This window comes from Paenibacillus sp. J31P190 (assembly GCF_059692075.1).
On the sequence record NZ_JCAUAS010000003.1, the window covers coordinates 212965 to 228928 of the forward strand.

A 15964-nucleotide genomic window follows, 5' to 3' on the forward strand; every position below is an offset into this window, starting at 1 on the left:
GCAATAAAAAAACGGTACGCCTAGATAGGCTGTACCGTTCTTAATTTGGATGATAAACATTGATAAAGCCTAGTCAAAAATGCTTCAATTTGCGACATCGGCGGCATTTTTACAGAAAGCTTAACTTCGCCCTTCCAGTAGAAAATCAAGATGCTATTGTTTCTCCCGTGAAACATTTCAACATCCCAACAAGCCTCATTTAACGCGTATTCTTCCCGATTAATCATGAGCTTTGGTCCATCCGAGGAAGGCACCAAACGGGCAACATGATTACCACATAGCGAAGTCACTTTTTGTTCTTCTTGTAGTATTCCTTCAGACTGCATGCTGCTGGATCCTCCTTTTATTCTTACATAAATTTGTTATGACAGAGAAAAACCCCACCATAGTGAACCGATCGGAGGGGTTCTGATGTTGATACCCAATCGTTCGGCGGCTGGCTGGCTGCGTGTCCGGTTGCAGGACAAGGAAGCCCCTTTAGCTTTGCGTCACTGGCTTTCGCCAGCTTTGCCTTTGTCGAGATGTCTTACAGAATGAATGAGAGTTACGAGTAATAAATACTATACTCTCAAGGATACGGGAAGTCGTATCTAAATCGAATAGTTCCAAAGAACTAATTTTGCATTATTTTTCAAAAAATTTCTTTTTTCGACGAATTTTTCAGCAACATTTGACGATTCGCGCCTCTCCAATAGAAAATGGATCCCGTAATCGTAAGAACAGCCATAAGAACATACAACGTATTTCCACCATAAGAAACGAGCAAGAATCCACCTACCCAAGGTCCGATAAAATGGCCTATGTTCGTTAATGTTTGAGCGCCAAAATATGTGCCACGCATATGCTCGGGAGCTAATTTGTCAATCAACATATTAGCAGCGGGGTAATTGAGAATCTCGCCAAAGGTGAAAATCCCCATCGAAATAATAAGCCATACCAGCGAGTGGGAAAATGCAAAGCCGACATCCCCTAACGCAAACATTAGGTTGCCAACTATAATTGCAGTAAGGGGCGTGTACTTTTCTGCCCAACGAGTAAGCGGAATCTGCATGGCAATAACCACGATCGCATTCACACTCATTAAGATCGCAAACAATTTCACACCGTCTACAAAGTTGATCTCCAAATATTGCGAAAGTGTCACCATCACCTGTGAGTAACCGATAGCTCCAATAATACCGCCAAGGATATACAAGCGAAAAGTCATATCACTGCGAATTACTCGCAAAGCAGAACCAAAGGTAACCGAAGATTTTTTCTCACCCTCGATTTTCTTGATGCCAAAAGCGATAAGCAGCGCGTATAGGGTAACCGCATAAATAAAATAAATGATACCTGTAATAAGAAAAGGCAGCGCACCATTCATCGTAGCGAAAAAAGCACCCAAAAGTGGTCCAACAGCAACACCAACATTGATGGCCATATACCGCATCGAAAACACTTTAAGTCTCTTCGCAGGTTCTGTCAGGTCTGCCATCAACGCCTGCGACACGGGCTCATAAAAGGATCGGCACAAGCCGTTCAGCATATTGAGCAGCATAAACAGGATTGGTAATTTAACCATGCCGAAGCCTAAAAACACGAACGCCCAGCCGAAAAGAGCAGCTAGCATAATAATGCGCCTTCCGAATCGGTCCGATAAGGTGCCGCCTATAAAACCGCCTACGGTACCAGCCAAAGAACCCATTCCGATGACAATTCCGATCATCACTGCACTCATCGACGTATGTCTGGCTAAATAAATCGCGAGAAAAGGCAAACTCATGGAGGACGCAGCCCTGGCCATAACGGTTCCAAGAATTAACGTATGTACAATCGGATGATAAGAACTTATAAAACCACGTAACCGATTCATTTGAAAGGGCTCCTATCGCTATTTAATTTACCGAAGGTCAAAGAAAACGACACCGAATTCCAATTATACACGAAAAATGACGATATGTGTCTCCAATTTGTTCTAAATTTGAATCTGTGGAATGGGATACGGTTCGTGGCAGGAAGGTTGGGGTTGTTGGGGTTGCTTCGCGACAAACATTGATGCAAAAAGTACATCAAAATTTGTTAATAGCGACTCATGGGAAGAGTGATGATGCATTTTGTATATCAAATTCATACCAAAACTGGCGTTTGAGTCTGGATCGGTTAATTTTGATGTAGTTTTTGCAGCTTCTGCATACCGAAAGTTAGTTTGAGCAGAAATTAGCTGCACTTTTTGCATGAAAGCTACAGACTGCGGATGGCGGGATCGTCTGCTTTCATAAGATGGGGATCCGGCAAAAGCGATGTTACCATCTGTGGAAGCTTGGGAGCCGCAATGTAAGGAGTAACCAGCTTCGGAAGCTGGGATTACCAACTACATCAAGAGCAACAGCGCTCAACAGAACTTTTAACAACTTCGTTACCACAAAACAACACTCTAGTTCCCTCATGCATGTCTCCACCTCCTTGTACGCTCCAAACAAAAAACACTCTCCGAGGAGAGTGCAAAAGAGCGTATCTATTATGTTCATTGTGTCCATTCGTCGCTTTCCCATCATGAAGCCCAGTCGGGTCGTGCGATTCCACGAACGGGTATGCTGCTTCCACGGGCTTACGTTAACTGCCGCCGCACCCAGACCCGCAGCTCGATCCAGACGAGCAAGAAGAGCCCGATCCGGAGCTGCAGCTGCTGCCGCCGCCTTGATCTCCAGAGCTATCGCCACTGCCTCCAGAACCTCCACAACCTGAGGAAGAACAGTTGCTTTGCTTGTAATTTTGGTTATGGGTTTCATTCAGAGGCCACTGAGAATTCATCCCGCTTGTATAGTTATCATTATCCTGAATGGAGAAGAACATCATGGCTCCTGCCATATACACCATGTTGTTCGGATTTGTTAGTGAATCCTTCCAGCCTGTATCCTCAAACCTGCGGCTGTTCGCTGAATGCCTGGCTTCATGAATCGCCTGCTTAATTAGGTTGCGGATCGTCTCTGCAACTTCTGGATACCGCTTTGCCTGCTCCATATCAAACCATTGCTCGGCGATTTCATCTTCATTGCCTTTGCGAAGCAAATCTGTTCGCTGCTCATCCAGCGGATTGCGGAAAAATCCGTTCCAGCACCGCGAACTCGTTGGAGCGAACTCGAACAAATGCGCATATACCCAATCGAACCATGCACGTTCACCCGGCATTTGCTTCGGTTCGCGTTCAGGTGAATGATGAATTGCGCCACCAGCGAATTGATCCCCAAAGCGCTGATATTCTCTTGTAAACATCAGCATCTCATGCCAAATCTCATCGATTTCGCTGCTAAACATCGGGGTTCTTTTTAAAATGAGATTCATCAGAAAAAATCGTTTTAATTCAAACCATTTACACGCAAACTCGTCGTCAGACATGGAAGGATTCCCAGCTTTTACGCGATATTGGAGTCTTTCTACATAATCTAGTGGAAGTGCACTATTCAGCTTAGTAACGATACGTTCTAACGGAATACTTTCTAGCAAACCAAGCCCTTGGGGTAGATCTGAAGCTCGGAAGCTCGGTTTGGATTTCCCTACACGGCTTCTCTTGGACGGTTTGGGTGATTTTCGGAATAAAAAACGAAACATTTGGCATCCCTCCCTATTTCCAATATAACACAGTAATGTAAAGAGAAGAATAACACCAGTTGGAAACACTGTATATAGGCCCTATAATAAAAGAAAGGAGGTGCTGAAGGATGAAAATAGCAGTAACCGGTGGCAGCGGGTTTATTGGCAAACGATTGATTTCTCATTTGCAGAAGCAAGGTCATGAAGTCATCAATATTTCACGTTCACCCAGACCTGTTGTAGAGCATGTACGCACCGTCACTTGGGATCAACTAAAGACCGATTCGAGCGCATTCGCAGGGCTGGATGCCATTGTAAATTTGGCTGGTGAGTCGATTAATCAGCGTTGGACAGCTGCGGCCAAAGAACGAATCGTTGAATCTCGGCTAAAGGCGGCTGAGCAAGTGGCCCAGCTTGTAGAAAGCATGGAAGTGAAACCGAAAGTCGTCGTTAATGCTTCAGGAATGTCCGTGTACGGTACCTCGGAAACCGAAACCTTTGACGAACGAAGCCCGCACCGCCCTATCGATTTCTTATCAAGGGTAGTCGAACAGTGGGAAAGCGCGGCTGATCAGATACAGGGAACACGCATCGTAAAAGTCCGCGTTGGGCTTGTGCTAGACGGCAAGGAAGGCGCATTCCCAAAAATGGCTATGCCTTTTAAACTTGGTGTTGGCGGTCCGATAGGCAGCGGTAAGCAATGGCTCTCCTGGATTCACATCGTTGACATGGTGAGGCTTATCGAATTCTGCATTCAGAACGAAAAGATTATAGGTCCTGTTAATGCAACAGCGCCGAATCCGGTCACGAATAGAGAGTTTGGACGGGCATTAGCGAAAGCGATGCGAAGACCGAATCTATTCCCGCTTCCCGCTTTTATTTTAAAAATAATTTTCGGTGAGTTATCTACACTGCTTTTGGAAGGTCAGAAGGTGCTCCCTCGCGTATTAATAGAGCATGGCTTTACGTTTAAGTATTCTTTCGCAGACAAAGCCCTTGCTGATATTGTTTAAATAAAAAACCCAGACCACCGAGAACGTCTCGATGAGCTGGGTTTTCGTTTACTTTTATTTCGTAGATAAGTCGTCTGAAACTTGAATAAGTTGTAATTGAGTTGGTGCACTTGTAAGTGTTAAAACGCCTTTATCATCATAGCTAATGCCGAAGTCATTGTCGTTTACAATCGCAATTGTATTTTTGTCAACAACTGTCAACCCTTCAATCTTCTCGTACGGGTATCCTAGTTTAGCAATATCCACAATTAATTCCTTGCTAACTGGTTGAATACCTTGGTCTTTGAGCTGCAGAATAGATAGGCTTTCCAGGTTTTTGCTTGTATCTGTTCCTAAAATATTCGTCGCCTTTGAGAAATCGGATTTGTAAATTCGTTTCAGTTGTGCGTCAGCACCCGCATTCTTATCACGCTCATCAACTAGCAGCACATCACTGGATAGTGCGGAGAGATCACTGATCACGATATCTTTTTGGTTCACTTTGACGAACATGCCTGCTTGCTCAGCCACATAAACATACTCACCCACGATTTGTTTCGTGGCTAGGTCCATTTTGAGGATACGCAGATTTCTGGAAGACTCCCCTGTTTTCTTATCCGGATTTGCCATTGGACTTTGAATGGACGTGTACAAGAATTTGCCGTCTGGGGAAATCGTCACACCTTCGAATCCGCGGTTGGAAATACGCGTATTGTATACCTCAGGCAGTGTATCAAAAATTGGCGTTTGAGCACCAGCTTGAACGAGCTTGTCTTTAGCGCCTTTAGGGACGTAGCGCCCTAGTATCGTGCCATCGCGTTTCACTTGAAGAATGGATGGGCGATACTCATCTGAGACCCAAAAGGTATCATCAGATGGGCTATAAGCGATAGCTTCCAGATCAAGACCGTCTGGATCATAAGCCAGCTTCGTAACACCTTTCTCATCGTACGGCACTTCATCGATTCCAACCAAGTTCGGCAGTCCTGTTATGTATTTGCTATTGCTTACTTTATCTAATTTGCCATCTGGAAGCGATAGTTTGATCGTTTCCAAGACTTCAATGTTTCCGTTCGTAATTTTGAATTTATAAATACGTGGAATATAGTTATCAATCGGGAATGTGCGAAGTTTATCTTTACCTACTTCACCGTTGGGCCCACGATCTGCCAATGTATAGAACGTATCTGCAGCATCTTTAGGTAAGTGAATAAGACCAGAGAACCCGCCTTCTTGAATCCCTTTATCAAGAACAGGTGCATTTTTCCACTCAAATTTGCCCGTCACTTTAGGAATATCTTTCAGCGAGATGGATTGATTCCATTCATTCCATTCGATTTGTTTGCCAAGCGCTTCACCAATGGTGCGAAGAGGAACATATGTGCTTCCGTTAATGACAACGGGATCTTTATCAAGCGTAAGCGTTTTCCCTCCTGAAGTTAGTTGAAACTTTACTGCAACAGCCTCCAACGTAGCTTGTCCTGCGGATACGACAGTTGTTGTAGAAACGGCACAAATGGCCGCAAGTACAATAAGCAGTCTTTTTCTTCTGAGTAATCTTTTCATGTTAACCCTCCATGATCTAATAAACTTTTTTCACTGTGATAAGCATAATGTTTATATATTCGTGGAGTGTCAGAGGGATATGAAAAAATTGTAAATGAGAAAACCTCTATCGAGGCAATTCAAAGTTGAGCGACCGCGTTTAACAAGGAGAGGCTTTGGTCTACGACTAAAGATCCCTATATTAGGTTTTTATCGCCTATAAGAAACCTGTTTTCGGGAACCGAAAACTTATACTTTCTTTTGTGGTTAAAAAATATCTTTTCAAACTCATTAAAGTTGTGTAAAATTAATTTGTGTGAAATAAAACGAAGAGGGTGACCCTTTTGAACGTTCATCAATTTACAGTTCGCACGATCCGCGGTGAAGAAAAGTCTCTTGCCGATTATCAAGGTCAAGTGCTGCTTATTGTGAATACCGCTACGAAGTGCGGCTTTGCTCCTCAATTCAAAGGACTTCAAGAGCTCCATGACACATATAAGGAAAAAGGTTTTAGCGTCTTAGGATTTCCGTGCAACCAGTTTAAGGACCAGGAACCCGGTGACGACGCTCAAGTCGAGCAAGCTTGCCAAATTAATTTCGGTGTTAACTTTCCGTTATTCTCCAAAATCAATGTGAACGGCGCAGACGCCCATCCGCTTTACCAATACCTGAAAAAACAGGCTTCAGGACTTCTTGGTTCAAGCATTAAATGGAATTTCACAAAGTTTTTGGTTGATCAGCAAGGCAATGTGATTAAACGCTTCTCCCCTACTACTTCACCGAGCAAAATAGACAGCCAAATTCGCAAGCTGCTTGAGAAATCAGCTGTTCATGCTTAACATCTCAGAATGAAAAAAAGCATCCAACCCTAATGGGCGGATGCTTTTTGTTATTTTACATACTTTTTTACTTTTTCAATCACTTCGTCTTCTGTTGCTGCTGTCACATAGCGTCCATTAATAAATATAAATGCAAATCGGGAACAAGGACCGCAATATGATTTGCAGGCAACTTTGACTTCAGCATCGGGTGCAATGACACTTATTTTAGAAAGCGCAGTCTTCACTTTCATGTGTTTGCATTTATCACAAATGCGAATATCATTACGCATTAGTGATCTCCGTGATTCCCCTTGCTTGGATTCGTAATCATGAAGCCTTCTTCTGGTGTGTAGAAGTAATCAATACGGATGCCATCCAGCAAAGGTTCATTTTTATCAAGAATAACGTCAATACCTTTATCCGTGCTTACAAGGACATCATTTTCAGATTTATCGTCAAGACCCAAACCATAGTGAGCATGGTCACCGTGCGAATGAGTCACTTGAACGCGAACCAATAATCCTTTGTTTTCTTCTTTATCAAGCTCCAATTGTAGTATTTTAGCAGCATTACGAGAAATTTTGACGTTCATATGTACACATCTCCTGAAACATTAATTTTTATTTCTTATTGTAAAGAATCTAAGGCACGAAATCAACCTTTGTCCCAAGTCATCCCTTACTTCTTGCTAATTCACTAAACGAACTTTAAAATACATAGTAGTGAGCACAAAGAACACTAATTACACAGAAGTAACTAACTTACGTCAAAGTTAGTTTCATACATTCAATTTGAAAGGAAGCGGTCTTATGTCAACCCTTGAGAATGAAAAAGTCGCTCCACTCAGCAACTATGTTCCTAAAGTACCCAAAGAAATCGAATGCTCCGTTGAAAGAACACTTGAAGTTATTGGCGGGAAATGGGCTTTCCTCGTGCTTCGCGAATTATTTTGCGGAACGAAGCGTTTCGGCGAGCTGCAGCGTCAGATAACTGGCGTCAGCCCTAAATCATTAACGGATATCCTTCGTCACCTCGAGGAACATGGGGTTTTGGAACGAATGGCTTACCCTACGGTTCCTGTTACGGTCGAGTATACCTTGACACCTAAAGGCCAGGATTTGCATCAAATAATAAAAGAAATGAAGTTATGGTCAGCTAAGTGGACATAATGAATAATTAGGGACTATCACCAGAGGAGTGGAGCTTGATGATCACAATCAAATCAAAAGAACAAATTGAGAAAATGGGCAGAGCGGGTCGTATCCTGGCTGATTGCCATAAAGAAATCGCCAAAATGATTCGACCTGGTATTACCTCCTGGGAAATCGACCAATTCGTAGAGGGCTTTCTGACTAAGCACGGGGCCACTCCTGAGCAAAAAGGGTATCACGGTTATCCATATGCTACTTGTGCATCCGTCAACGACGTGATCTGTCACGGTTTTCCTAAGAAAGAGCCCCTAAATGACGGCGATATTGTAACCATCGACATGGTTGTACGTATAGATGGTTGGTTGGCTGACTCCGCGTGGTCTTATGCGGTGGGTAACATTTCTCCGGTTGCAGAGAAATTGTTGCAAGTAACGAAAGAATCTCTATATAAAGGAATTGAGCAAGCCGTTCCCGGCAACCGTATCGGCGATGTATCGCATGCTATCCAAGTGTATGCGGAATCGCATGGTTTTTCCGTTGTAAGAGATTTTATCGGACACGGGATTGGCTCCGAAATGCATGAAGAGCCGCAAGTGCCTCATTATGGGCCAGCAGGCAAAGGGCCGCGGATTAAAGAAGGCATGGTCTTCACGATTGAGCCGATGCTAAATGTAGGTAAATACCATTCCAAAGTAGATCAAGATGGATGGACAGCAAGGACCTATGACGGCAGCTTATCCGCTCAATATGAACATACGATTGCCATTACGAGTCAAGGACCGATTATTTTAACCGAACAATAAAGATACCGGAGGAACATGCATGATTTCTTTTTACAAGAAATATTGGAGGACAGCCTTTGACATTGCTCTCATTGTTCTAACCGTCTATTTATTCATGCTGTTATTTAGTTACCTGTATCGCATTGCTACCCCTATCTTTCTGGCTCTGATCATTTTCATGATGATCGAGCCTTTTGCTAGGTTTTTGAATCGCAAAGGGATACGTAAGTCAATCGCATCAGCGATTTCGACCTTAGTATTCGTCCTTATTATCCTGGGCGCACTGACTGGTGCCGCTGTCATTTTCACCAGCCAGATCATGAGTCTAGTCGATAAGGTGGATGAATATCAAGCGGTTTTCAACGATCAAATTGTGCAGAAAATTAGCGAATTAAACGACCGATTCCAAACGCTGCCGCCTGACGTAATTGCGAAAGCCAAAGATTATGCTGGGCAATTCGCCGGCAATGCCTCCAAGTTTATTATTGCTTTCTTATCAGGATTGGTAGCCTCGTTGACATCCTTCTCAACCTTCATGTTTAACTTCATCGTCGGGATTATCTTAGCTTACTTCCTTAGCATTGAAATTGATTCTTGGAAACGCCTTGCAGGTGAAAAAACACCAAAAACCTTCAAATCCGTCTTCTTTTTTCTCAAAGAAAATGTCGTGAAGGGGATCGTCTCTTACATAAAAGCGCAAGCCAAACTAATCTCTTTAACGTTCGTTGTCGTATTTTTCGCACTGCTCCTGCTCGGCGTTAATAATGCTTTCTCCATCTCGTTGTTGTCAGCTATATTCGATGTCCTGCCGCTGCTCGGCGTATCCACTTTGTTCATTCCATGGATTATCTACCTATTTATTGTCGGGCAAACGACCCTAGCGATCTGGCTCAGTGCTTTACTCTTGATCGTCATCCTCGTCAGACAAATTATGGAGCCAAAGATCACTGGGGAATCACTCGGAGTATCGGCCTTTACGACCTTAGCCTTTATGATTATATCCCTTTCCCTCTTTGGATTTGCAGGGGTCATCCTTTCGCCTGTATTGATCATTCTAATCAAAGCACTGTATACGCAAGGCTACCTGCAACGCTGGATTCGTAAGCCAGAGGATGAGTATGTTCAAGGTAAATTACCTTATAGCGGACCTTAATGGTTGAACATACGGGTTGCGAAGTCCTTGGATGAGAGTGTTAGTTTAGGTGTATGCAAAGTATGTTGCGCCCCGGCGTATTGTTAAAACATTCGCGTGCTTATCCGTGTAAAATTGCATTTTGTAACCCTTTATTTGGTTATCGTGTGTTGTTATTGCACTTTGTACAACATTTCGTATGCTAATTCACGATTTCCACGCGAATGTTGCAAAATATACATCATTTCCAGTCAAAATTAGCCCATTTGCCGGAAAGAAGGCTGAATTGTTGTATAACCTACAACATCTTCAGCTTTTTCAGAAGAAATCAAGGAAATTGTTGTACTCTGTACAACTTCCTTTCCTATTTCCCCATTTCTCCAATAAAACCGATGCAAACAAAAGTATCAAATTTATACTTTCTTATCAACGAAAAAGGCGCCAACTTCCTCATAAAGGAAAAGTTGACGCCTTTTTTTTATACGCGATGTCTGCTTCGGTATATCGACGGAGCCATGCCAACTTTCTGCGTAAATACGCGGCTCAAATAAAAGCCGTTTTCGAATCCGCATTTCTCGGCAATTGCATCCAAAGTAAGCGTTGATCCCTCCAACAAATGCCGAGCTCTTGTGAGACGCATCTCATTCAAAAACTCAGATGGTGTTTGTCCGAACGCCTTTCGAAACTTACGGGTGAATTGTACGGGAGTGAGTCCCAGAGTTACCGCCAAATCCAACAGGGATAAGCTTGCATATGCATATTCCGTTATGTTCCTCCGGGCTTTCTCCATCAACAAATCGACTTCTGAGGAAGAGTCATCTTTGCGATCTCGCTCCATTTTGACCAAACGCAATAGATCGTTTAGCATGTGTTGTTTGTGCAGCGTGCTCTCTTCATCCCAGCCAGGAAGCTGTCTCAAATATCGATAATTGGAAGATAAACGATCTGTATCGTTAATGGTCAATTTCCCTTTCCAGAAGGCTTCATCGCCAACACTGGGTTCAGATAACCATACAAACTGCAGGAAGTGAAAGGACAGGGGTTCGAGTGTTTTCCTCCGAAACACGGTATGGGGTGGACATATGACAAAGTCTTCGAACTTCGCTTCGCCTTTCTGCTCCCCGACTCGATAGAAGAATCTGCCTTCTTCTACGGCAAATATCGTCCAACAAGGATACTCATCTTCCTCTAGCATAAATTCCACTTTACGGTGCCAATAGACATGGGATATGAGCTTCATAGTCACATCACGAAAAGACACTGTTTCACTCCTTTCATATTGAAATAAAGTATATGTCTATTGTAACTGTCTGCATGTTCAATGGAAATAGGATATTCTACAATGAAATTATAGACATCCTATAAACTAGTGAGGTGCTGAGTTATGAAGCATGAATTTGTTTTATCAGACATAACCGTAGTCGGCGGCGGATTAGCAGGTGTTTGTGCGGCTGTCGCTGCGGCTCGGTTAGGCCAAACTGTCTCTCTCGTCCAAAATCGTCCTGTCCTTGGCGGTAATGCCAGCAGCGAGGTTCGTGTCTGGGTATGCGGCGCTACCTCTCATGGAGTTCATCGAAATGCTAGAGAAACCGGCATCATGGGTGAACTATTTGTGGAGAATCAGTACCGTAATATCGACGGAAACCCTTATATCTGGGACCTCATCGTACTGGAAAAAGTCAAAGCAGAGAAGAATATCACGTTGTTCTTAAACACGGATGTCCATGAAGTCCATGCCGATGGTGACGAGACTAGTCGAACGATTCGTTCTGTCACAGGCTGGATGATGGGATCTGAACGACGTATCCGTTTCGATAGCCGTGTATACCTTGATTGTACAGGCGATGGGCTAGTCGGTTTCCTCGCAGGTGCGAAGTATCGTATTGGGCGTGAAGCCCAAGAGGAGTTTAATGAGGAATGGGCACCGCTAGTCGCGGACGATATTACACTAGGAAGCACCATGCTGTTCTATACAAAAGACGCAGGCCGCCCGGTCAAATATATCGCACCAAGCTTCGCGAAAGACATCACTCAAACGTCCATTCCCATGAAACGCGTCATTCGCAGCGGAGATAATGGCTGCGCTTATTGGTGGATTGAGTGGGGCGGTGAGCATGATGTTGTACATGAAAATGAGCGAATCCGAGATGAGCTGTCCTCTGTTATCTATGGTATTTGGGATTATATCAAAAATTCCGGTAAATTCGAGAGTGAAAACCTGACGCTCGAATGGATCGGCTCCATTCCGGGGAAAAGAGAATATCGTCGTTTCGTTGGGGACTACGTGCTTAATCAGAACGATATCATCGCGCAGGAGCAGTTTGAAGACCGTGTTGCTTTCGGTGGCTGGTCCATCGATTTACATCCACCGCAAGGGATGTATGCCACAGCCAAAGGTTCTAAACATATGCATATGGACGGCAGTTATCATATCCCGTTCCGTTCCCTCTACTCCGTCAACGTGACGAATATGCTGATGGCGGGACGCAACATCAGCGCTTCCCACGTTGCCTTTGGCACGACTCGCGTCATGGCGACATGTGCCGTCATTGGCGAAGCCGCGGGCACAGGAGCCGCTCTTTGCGCGGCAAAGGGCATCTCCCCCCGCGAGCTGCACAGCAGCCACTTGAGCGAGCTTCAGCAGACGCTGCTTCGACAGGATGCAGCCGTCCTCGGTCTGAAGAACGCAGATGCGGCTGACCTCGTGCTCCGCGCAGAGATGACGGCGTCCAGCACCTTGACGCAACTTGCGCTAGAGCAATCTGCGTCGGTGCTGCCGCTGAACGCGCATGTGGCGCTTCTCGTGCCGGCAGATCCGTTCATTGACGGCATCGAGCTGCTGCTGGATGCTTCGGCGGCAACGGAGCTGACAGTCGAGCTTTGGAGTACTGGGAAGCCGCAGAACTACGTCCCACACACACAGGTGACGTCCATTCAAATAGCTGTGGCTAAGGGTTCTCAGCAGTGGGTAAAGGCTGCTCTTTCTTGGCACCCTGAAACCGCTCAGAATGCTTTTATCATTCTCAGAAGCAACCCGGCGCTTTCCGTCCATCTATCCGCTAGACCACAAACGGGTGTGCTGTCCTTCAAGCATGATGCTGCATCAGAAGAAACCGTAGATTTCGGTGATATGCATCATCATCAGCCGGTCATTAATTGGAGCGCTAAAGCATTTATCCGGAAGCCAATCTGCTTCCGTCTGCTCTCGCCCACATCCGCATTCGCAGCCGATAAAGCTGCCGATGGGTATAAGCGTCCTTACGGAGGCCCTCATCTATGGTCGTCAGCCGGCCTTGAGGTCTCCCAGCCTGAATGGCTTGAAGCCAGTTGGCCAGAGGCTGTGCAGATTCGAAGTGTACATCTCACTTTCAGTGATGACGTGAACGAAGATTTAATTAATTTGCATCATCATCGGACGGAATTCGAGATTATTCCTGAACTGGTCAAAGACTATAAAATACAGGCCTTCGTCGGCGGTGACTGGATCACAGTGGCTGATAGGCTCGATAATCATACACGTAATCATGTTCATCTTTTGCCGGAAGCTGTGACGACTGATCGACTTCGCGTGGTCGTTGAAGCGACGAACGGGACGGAACGGGCAGAAATTGTAGAAATCCGTTGCTATGGTTGATCAAGACAATTATCAACAACCATCAATCATTTTAAGAGTTGCGTAGTCCATAACCTTCCATTATGATTAGATTAATTAAAAGTTGATGTGTGACTGGCGAAGCATGGATACCCATGAGGAAGCACATTGATCTTACAGCCGTACGCCTGGGCAGAGGTAAGGGGGAGTCATCCCCCTTACCTCTTTGTGTTTTTACAAACAAATGAAGGGTTGAGGGTAAAATGAATTCAGAAAAATTAATTTTGGATGGTACACGTGTCGCGAAAAGCATGAACGAAACTTTAGTCGAAAGAATCAACCAACTGTCCGCAAGAGGTGTCTTACCGTGTTTAGCTACCATACTTGTTGGCGATGACCCTTCTTCCGAAACCTATGTACGTATGAAAAGCAGCGCATGCAAGCGGTTAGGCATTGATTCCAGACGAATCCACCTAAATAAAGCAACTACAACAGAGGAGCTTATTGCTGTTATTCAACAATTAAACGCGGATCCTCAAATCCATGGTATTTTATTGCAGCATCCGGTTCCGCACCATATTGATGAAAGAGCCGCGTTTGAAGCCATTCAGATCGAAAAAGATGTGGATGGCGTTACCCTCCTAGGCTTTGCTCAAAATGCTTTTGGAGCGGCCAGCTTTCCATCCTGTACCCCGGCAGCCATTCTAGCTATTCTGGATTATTATCAGATTCCAATTGAAGGCAAGCATGCGGTAATCGTTGGTCGGAGTCCGATTCTAGGTAAACCCGTATCACTTATGCTCCTGAACAGAAACGCAACCGTAACCATTTGCCATTCAAAAACAAATAATCTCCCCCTAATTATCGGGTTAGCTGATATTGTTGTTGCAGCAGTTGGTAAACCTGCTTTTATTCAAGGAGCATGGATGAAGGAAGGTGCTGTCGTTTTAGATGCTGGATATAATGCTGGCAACATTGGCGATGTCGATTTCGAAGCTTGTCTAATAAAGGCAAGTGCAATTACCCCTGTCCCTGCTGGAATTGGCCCGGTGACCATCGCCATGCTGCTCAAACACACCGTTCTTGCTGCCGAAAAAAGCAATCTTATAACTTGAGTTTCCGACATTCTTTTTTCTAAAATAGGTCTTAATAACCCTTGTTTAACCTTACATGGTGTGTTATATTAAAAGTGCATCAAATCAAGGTTTCCACTTCAAAAAGTTGACATAGGAGTGATACAAATGCCCAATAATTCCGTGCAAATCCCGCAAGGTGAAGAATTGATTCGTGTGGAAATGACGGTTAAGGAAGCGCTTGCATTGACAGGCACTAAATTTAACCAAAACCACAAATTAGAGACAGATGCGATCAAGAAGGTTAAACAATCCTTAGAAGATAAATTGCTGACACCGAACCATTAATCCATACCTATTCAGAGCTCAGCCCTGACGGACGATTCCAATTCGTTCGCGGGGCTTTTTAATTTTATCGCATCAAATTCGGTCAAATGCTTATAATAATCTCGCAGCGCAAAAATCCTACATTTTAAGGAGTGAACAACCATGTCTGAGTCTCATAAAAAAACAGGACAATCCCAAAAAAATACAACGGCACGTGCACAAGATCAGAAAACCAATAAGAAAGGTTAGAGTTAACGGCATCATTTCATATCACAGCTCAGCCCTAACGAACGATCTTTAATCGTTCGCGGGGTTTTTATTTTTATCGTATCAAATTCAGCCGAATGCTTATAATAATCTCGCACCGCCCAAAATCCAACTTTTCAAGGAGTGAACAACCAAATGTCAGAAGATCATAAGCAGCAAGGGCACGCCAGACAAAATACAACAACAAGAACAACAGATCAGAAACGCAACAAGAAAGGTAAGAAATAACGTTATTCCACTTCAGGAGGCCTATATATGCTCGATCAGTTAGAAAGCAATTATGACTGTGCGAATGCGGGCTCTGACCTACATAGTTTAAAACAAGAACTTGAACAATTCCAAGGGCAAGCAGCCTCTTCCGACAAAGAACAAGAAGAGCATCGGAATCGACTTGAGAATCAAATTCGTTTTATTGAAAATAAGTGCTCCATCCCAAGCGAACATATCCCGCAATAAAGAAAGTCCACGCCTTAAATAACAAGGGCGTGGACTTTGCATTAGGTGACTTTTCTTCTTGTCAAAATACACGGAACACCTTTACCAACGGCTCCTGGCTCAGACATCATAGCCAAGTACCGAAGTCCTCTTGTGCACGGTGTCTTACAAACCGCACAAGTGGACGATTCCACAAGCCTCATCGTGTACTGCACTCTAGATGAAAGTTCTTTCTTCTTGGATGCCTTGCCCTTCCCTTTAGGTGGTGCCATAT

General features: G+C 44.3%; 17 protein-coding genes and 2 riboswitches. Of the genes, 9 read left to right on the forward strand and 8 right to left on the reverse strand.

The window, feature by feature from the left end:
* Positions 1-20 precede the first annotated feature (20 nt).
* The 3 genes from AC58U0_RS08045 to AC58U0_RS08055 form a co-directional block, all read right to left on the reverse strand.
* Positions 21-326, reverse strand: a complete 306-nt coding sequence (locus AC58U0_RS08045; RefSeq protein ID WP_307440366.1) for a hypothetical protein — start codon at positions 324-326, stop codon at positions 21-23.
* A 102-nt stretch (positions 327-428) separates the two neighbouring features.
* Positions 429-522, reverse strand: a riboswitch (cyclic di-GMP riboswitch).
* A 109-nt stretch (positions 523-631) separates the two neighbouring features.
* A complete protein-coding gene (locus AC58U0_RS08050; protein ID WP_497378471.1) occupies positions 632-1855 on the reverse strand; it encodes an MDR family MFS transporter in 1224 nt (407 codons plus the stop codon).
* Between the two features lie 740 nt (positions 1856-2595).
* The gene (locus AC58U0_RS08055; RefSeq protein ID WP_497378472.1) at positions 2596-3591 is read right to left on the reverse strand and encodes a UCP032817 domain-containing protein; all 996 of its coding nucleotides are present in this window, start codon (positions 3589-3591) and stop codon (positions 2596-2598) included.
* Between the two features lie 110 nt (positions 3592-3701).
* Here AC58U0_RS08055 and AC58U0_RS08060 point away from each other — a divergent pair, with 110 nt between their 5' ends.
* Positions 3702-4586 (forward strand): TIGR01777 family oxidoreductase, encoded by an 885-nt coding sequence (locus tag AC58U0_RS08060; protein ID WP_497378474.1) that lies wholly within the window; start codon positions 3702-3704, stop codon positions 4584-4586.
* A gap of 54 nt (positions 4587-4640) precedes the next feature.
* Here AC58U0_RS08060 and AC58U0_RS08065 read toward each other — a convergent pair whose 3' ends face one another.
* Positions 4641-6131 carry an esterase-like activity of phytase family protein gene (locus AC58U0_RS08065; RefSeq protein WP_497378475.1) on the reverse strand — a complete coding sequence of 497 codons (1491 nt, stop codon included), beginning with the start codon at positions 6129-6131 and terminating at the stop codon, positions 4641-4643.
* Positions 6132-6454: 323 nt separating this feature from the next.
* On the opposite strand from AC58U0_RS08065, the gene AC58U0_RS08070 reads away from it, so the two are divergent.
* Positions 6455-6949, forward strand: a complete 495-nt coding sequence (locus AC58U0_RS08070; RefSeq protein WP_497378477.1) for a glutathione peroxidase — start codon at positions 6455-6457, stop codon at positions 6947-6949.
* A gap of 50 nt (positions 6950-6999) precedes the next feature.
* Here the strand turns inward: AC58U0_RS08070 and AC58U0_RS08075 are convergent, their stop codons facing one another.
* Together AC58U0_RS08075 and AC58U0_RS08080 are read right to left on the reverse strand one after the other, a co-directional pair.
* Positions 7000-7221, reverse strand: coding sequence for a YuzB family protein (locus AC58U0_RS08075; protein ID WP_047686255.1), 222 nt, complete (start codon positions 7219-7221; stop codon positions 7000-7002).
* The gene (locus tag AC58U0_RS08080; RefSeq protein ID WP_497378479.1) at positions 7221-7523 is read right to left on the reverse strand and encodes an iron-sulfur cluster assembly accessory protein; all 303 of its coding nucleotides are present in this window, start codon (positions 7521-7523) and stop codon (positions 7221-7223) included. The genes AC58U0_RS08075 and AC58U0_RS08080 overlap by 1 nt, the downstream gene beginning before the upstream one ends.
* A gap of 217 nt (positions 7524-7740) precedes the next feature.
* Here AC58U0_RS08080 and AC58U0_RS08085 point away from each other — a divergent pair, with 217 nt between their 5' ends.
* Genes AC58U0_RS08085 through ytvI form a run of 3 tightly spaced genes read left to right on the forward strand, consistent with a single transcriptional unit; the run spans position 7741 to position 10017 of the window.
* Positions 7741-8100 carry a winged helix-turn-helix transcriptional regulator gene (locus AC58U0_RS08085; RefSeq protein WP_029199371.1) on the forward strand — a complete coding sequence of 120 codons (360 nt, stop codon included), beginning with the start codon at positions 7741-7743 and terminating at the stop codon, positions 8098-8100.
* Between the two features lie 38 nt (positions 8101-8138).
* The gene (gene map / locus AC58U0_RS08090) at positions 8139-8885 is read left to right on the forward strand and encodes a type I methionyl aminopeptidase (protein ID WP_057307017.1); all 747 of its coding nucleotides are present in this window, start codon (positions 8139-8141) and stop codon (positions 8883-8885) included.
* A gap of 19 nt (positions 8886-8904) precedes the next feature.
* On the forward strand, positions 8905-10017 hold the full coding sequence (gene ytvI, locus AC58U0_RS08095) for a sporulation integral membrane protein YtvI (protein ID WP_497378480.1): 1113 nt from the start codon (positions 8905-8907) through the stop codon (positions 10015-10017).
* A 457-nt stretch (positions 10018-10474) separates the two neighbouring features.
* Here ytvI and AC58U0_RS08100 read toward each other — a convergent pair whose 3' ends face one another.
* On the reverse strand, positions 10475-11257 hold the full coding sequence (locus AC58U0_RS08100) for a helix-turn-helix domain-containing protein (protein ID WP_497378481.1): 783 nt from the start codon (positions 11255-11257) through the stop codon (positions 10475-10477).
* Between the two features lie 123 nt (positions 11258-11380).
* Here AC58U0_RS08100 and AC58U0_RS08105 point away from each other — a divergent pair, with 123 nt between their 5' ends.
* From AC58U0_RS08105 to AC58U0_RS08120, 4 genes are all read left to right on the forward strand, one after another.
* The gene (locus tag AC58U0_RS08105) at positions 11381-13630 is read left to right on the forward strand and encodes an FAD-dependent oxidoreductase (protein WP_497378482.1); all 2250 of its coding nucleotides are present in this window, start codon (positions 11381-11383) and stop codon (positions 13628-13630) included.
* A 79-nt stretch (positions 13631-13709) separates the two neighbouring features.
* Positions 13710-13789, forward strand: a riboswitch (ZMP/ZTP riboswitch).
* 62 nt (positions 13790-13851) lie between these two features.
* A complete protein-coding gene (locus tag AC58U0_RS08110) occupies positions 13852-14703 on the forward strand; it encodes a bifunctional 5,10-methylenetetrahydrofolate dehydrogenase/5,10-methenyltetrahydrofolate cyclohydrolase (protein ID WP_497378483.1) in 852 nt (283 codons plus the stop codon).
* Positions 14704-14829: 126 nt separating this feature from the next.
* Positions 14830-15009 carry a hypothetical protein gene (locus AC58U0_RS08115; protein ID WP_029199365.1) on the forward strand — a complete coding sequence of 60 codons (180 nt, stop codon included), beginning with the start codon at positions 14830-14832 and terminating at the stop codon, positions 15007-15009.
* A gap of 501 nt (positions 15010-15510) precedes the next feature.
* Complete coding sequence (locus tag AC58U0_RS08120) at positions 15511-15711, forward strand: hypothetical protein (protein WP_047686271.1); 201 nt, start codon at positions 15511-15513, stop codon at positions 15709-15711.
* A 41-nt stretch (positions 15712-15752) separates the two neighbouring features.
* Here the strand turns inward: AC58U0_RS08120 and AC58U0_RS08125 are convergent, their stop codons facing one another.
* Positions 15753-15962, reverse strand: coding sequence for a hypothetical protein (locus tag AC58U0_RS08125; RefSeq protein WP_057307023.1), 210 nt, complete (start codon positions 15960-15962; stop codon positions 15753-15755).
* Positions 15963-15964 lie beyond the last annotated feature (2 nt).

Coding starts and splice junctions, on each gene's coding strand:
- AC58U0_RS08050 (WP_497378471.1), bottom strand. CDS start 1,855: ATGAATCGGTTACGTGGTTTTATAAGTTCTTATCATCCGATTGTACAT.
- AC58U0_RS08075 (WP_047686255.1), bottom strand. CDS start 7,221: ATGCGTAATGATATTCGCATTTGTGATAAATGCAAACACATGAAAGTG.
- map (WP_057307017.1), top strand. CDS start 8,139: ATGATCACAATCAAATCAAAAGAACAAATTGAGAAAATGGGCAGAGCG.
- AC58U0_RS08125 (WP_057307023.1), bottom strand. CDS start 15,962: ATGGCACCACCTAAAGGGAAGGGCAAGGCATCCAAGAAGAAAGAACTT.
- AC58U0_RS08115 (WP_029199365.1), top strand. CDS start 14,830: ATGCCCAATAATTCCGTGCAAATCCCGCAAGGTGAAGAATTGATTCGT.
- AC58U0_RS08110 (WP_497378483.1), top strand. CDS start 13,852: ATGAATTCAGAAAAATTAATTTTGGATGGTACACGTGTCGCGAAAAGC.
- AC58U0_RS08085 (WP_029199371.1), top strand. CDS start 7,741: ATGTCAACCCTTGAGAATGAAAAAGTCGCTCCACTCAGCAACTATGTT.
- ytvI (WP_497378480.1), top strand. CDS start 8,905: ATGATTTCTTTTTACAAGAAATATTGGAGGACAGCCTTTGACATTGCT.
- AC58U0_RS08105 (WP_497378482.1), top strand. CDS start 11,381: ATGAAGCATGAATTTGTTTTATCAGACATAACCGTAGTCGGCGGCGGA.
- AC58U0_RS08065 (WP_497378475.1), bottom strand. CDS start 6,131: ATGAAAAGATTACTCAGAAGAAAAAGACTGCTTATTGTACTTGCGGCC.
- AC58U0_RS08055 (WP_497378472.1), bottom strand. CDS start 3,591: ATGTTTCGTTTTTTATTCCGAAAATCACCCAAACCGTCCAAGAGAAGC.
- AC58U0_RS08045 (WP_307440366.1), bottom strand. CDS start 326: ATGCAGTCTGAAGGAATACTACAAGAAGAACAAAAAGTGACTTCGCTA.
- AC58U0_RS08080 (WP_497378479.1), bottom strand. CDS start 7,523: ATGAACGTCAAAATTTCTCGTAATGCTGCTAAAATACTACAATTGGAG.
- AC58U0_RS08120 (WP_047686271.1), top strand. CDS start 15,511: ATGCTCGATCAGTTAGAAAGCAATTATGACTGTGCGAATGCGGGCTCT.
- AC58U0_RS08060 (WP_497378474.1), top strand. CDS start 3,702: ATGAAAATAGCAGTAACCGGTGGCAGCGGGTTTATTGGCAAACGATTG.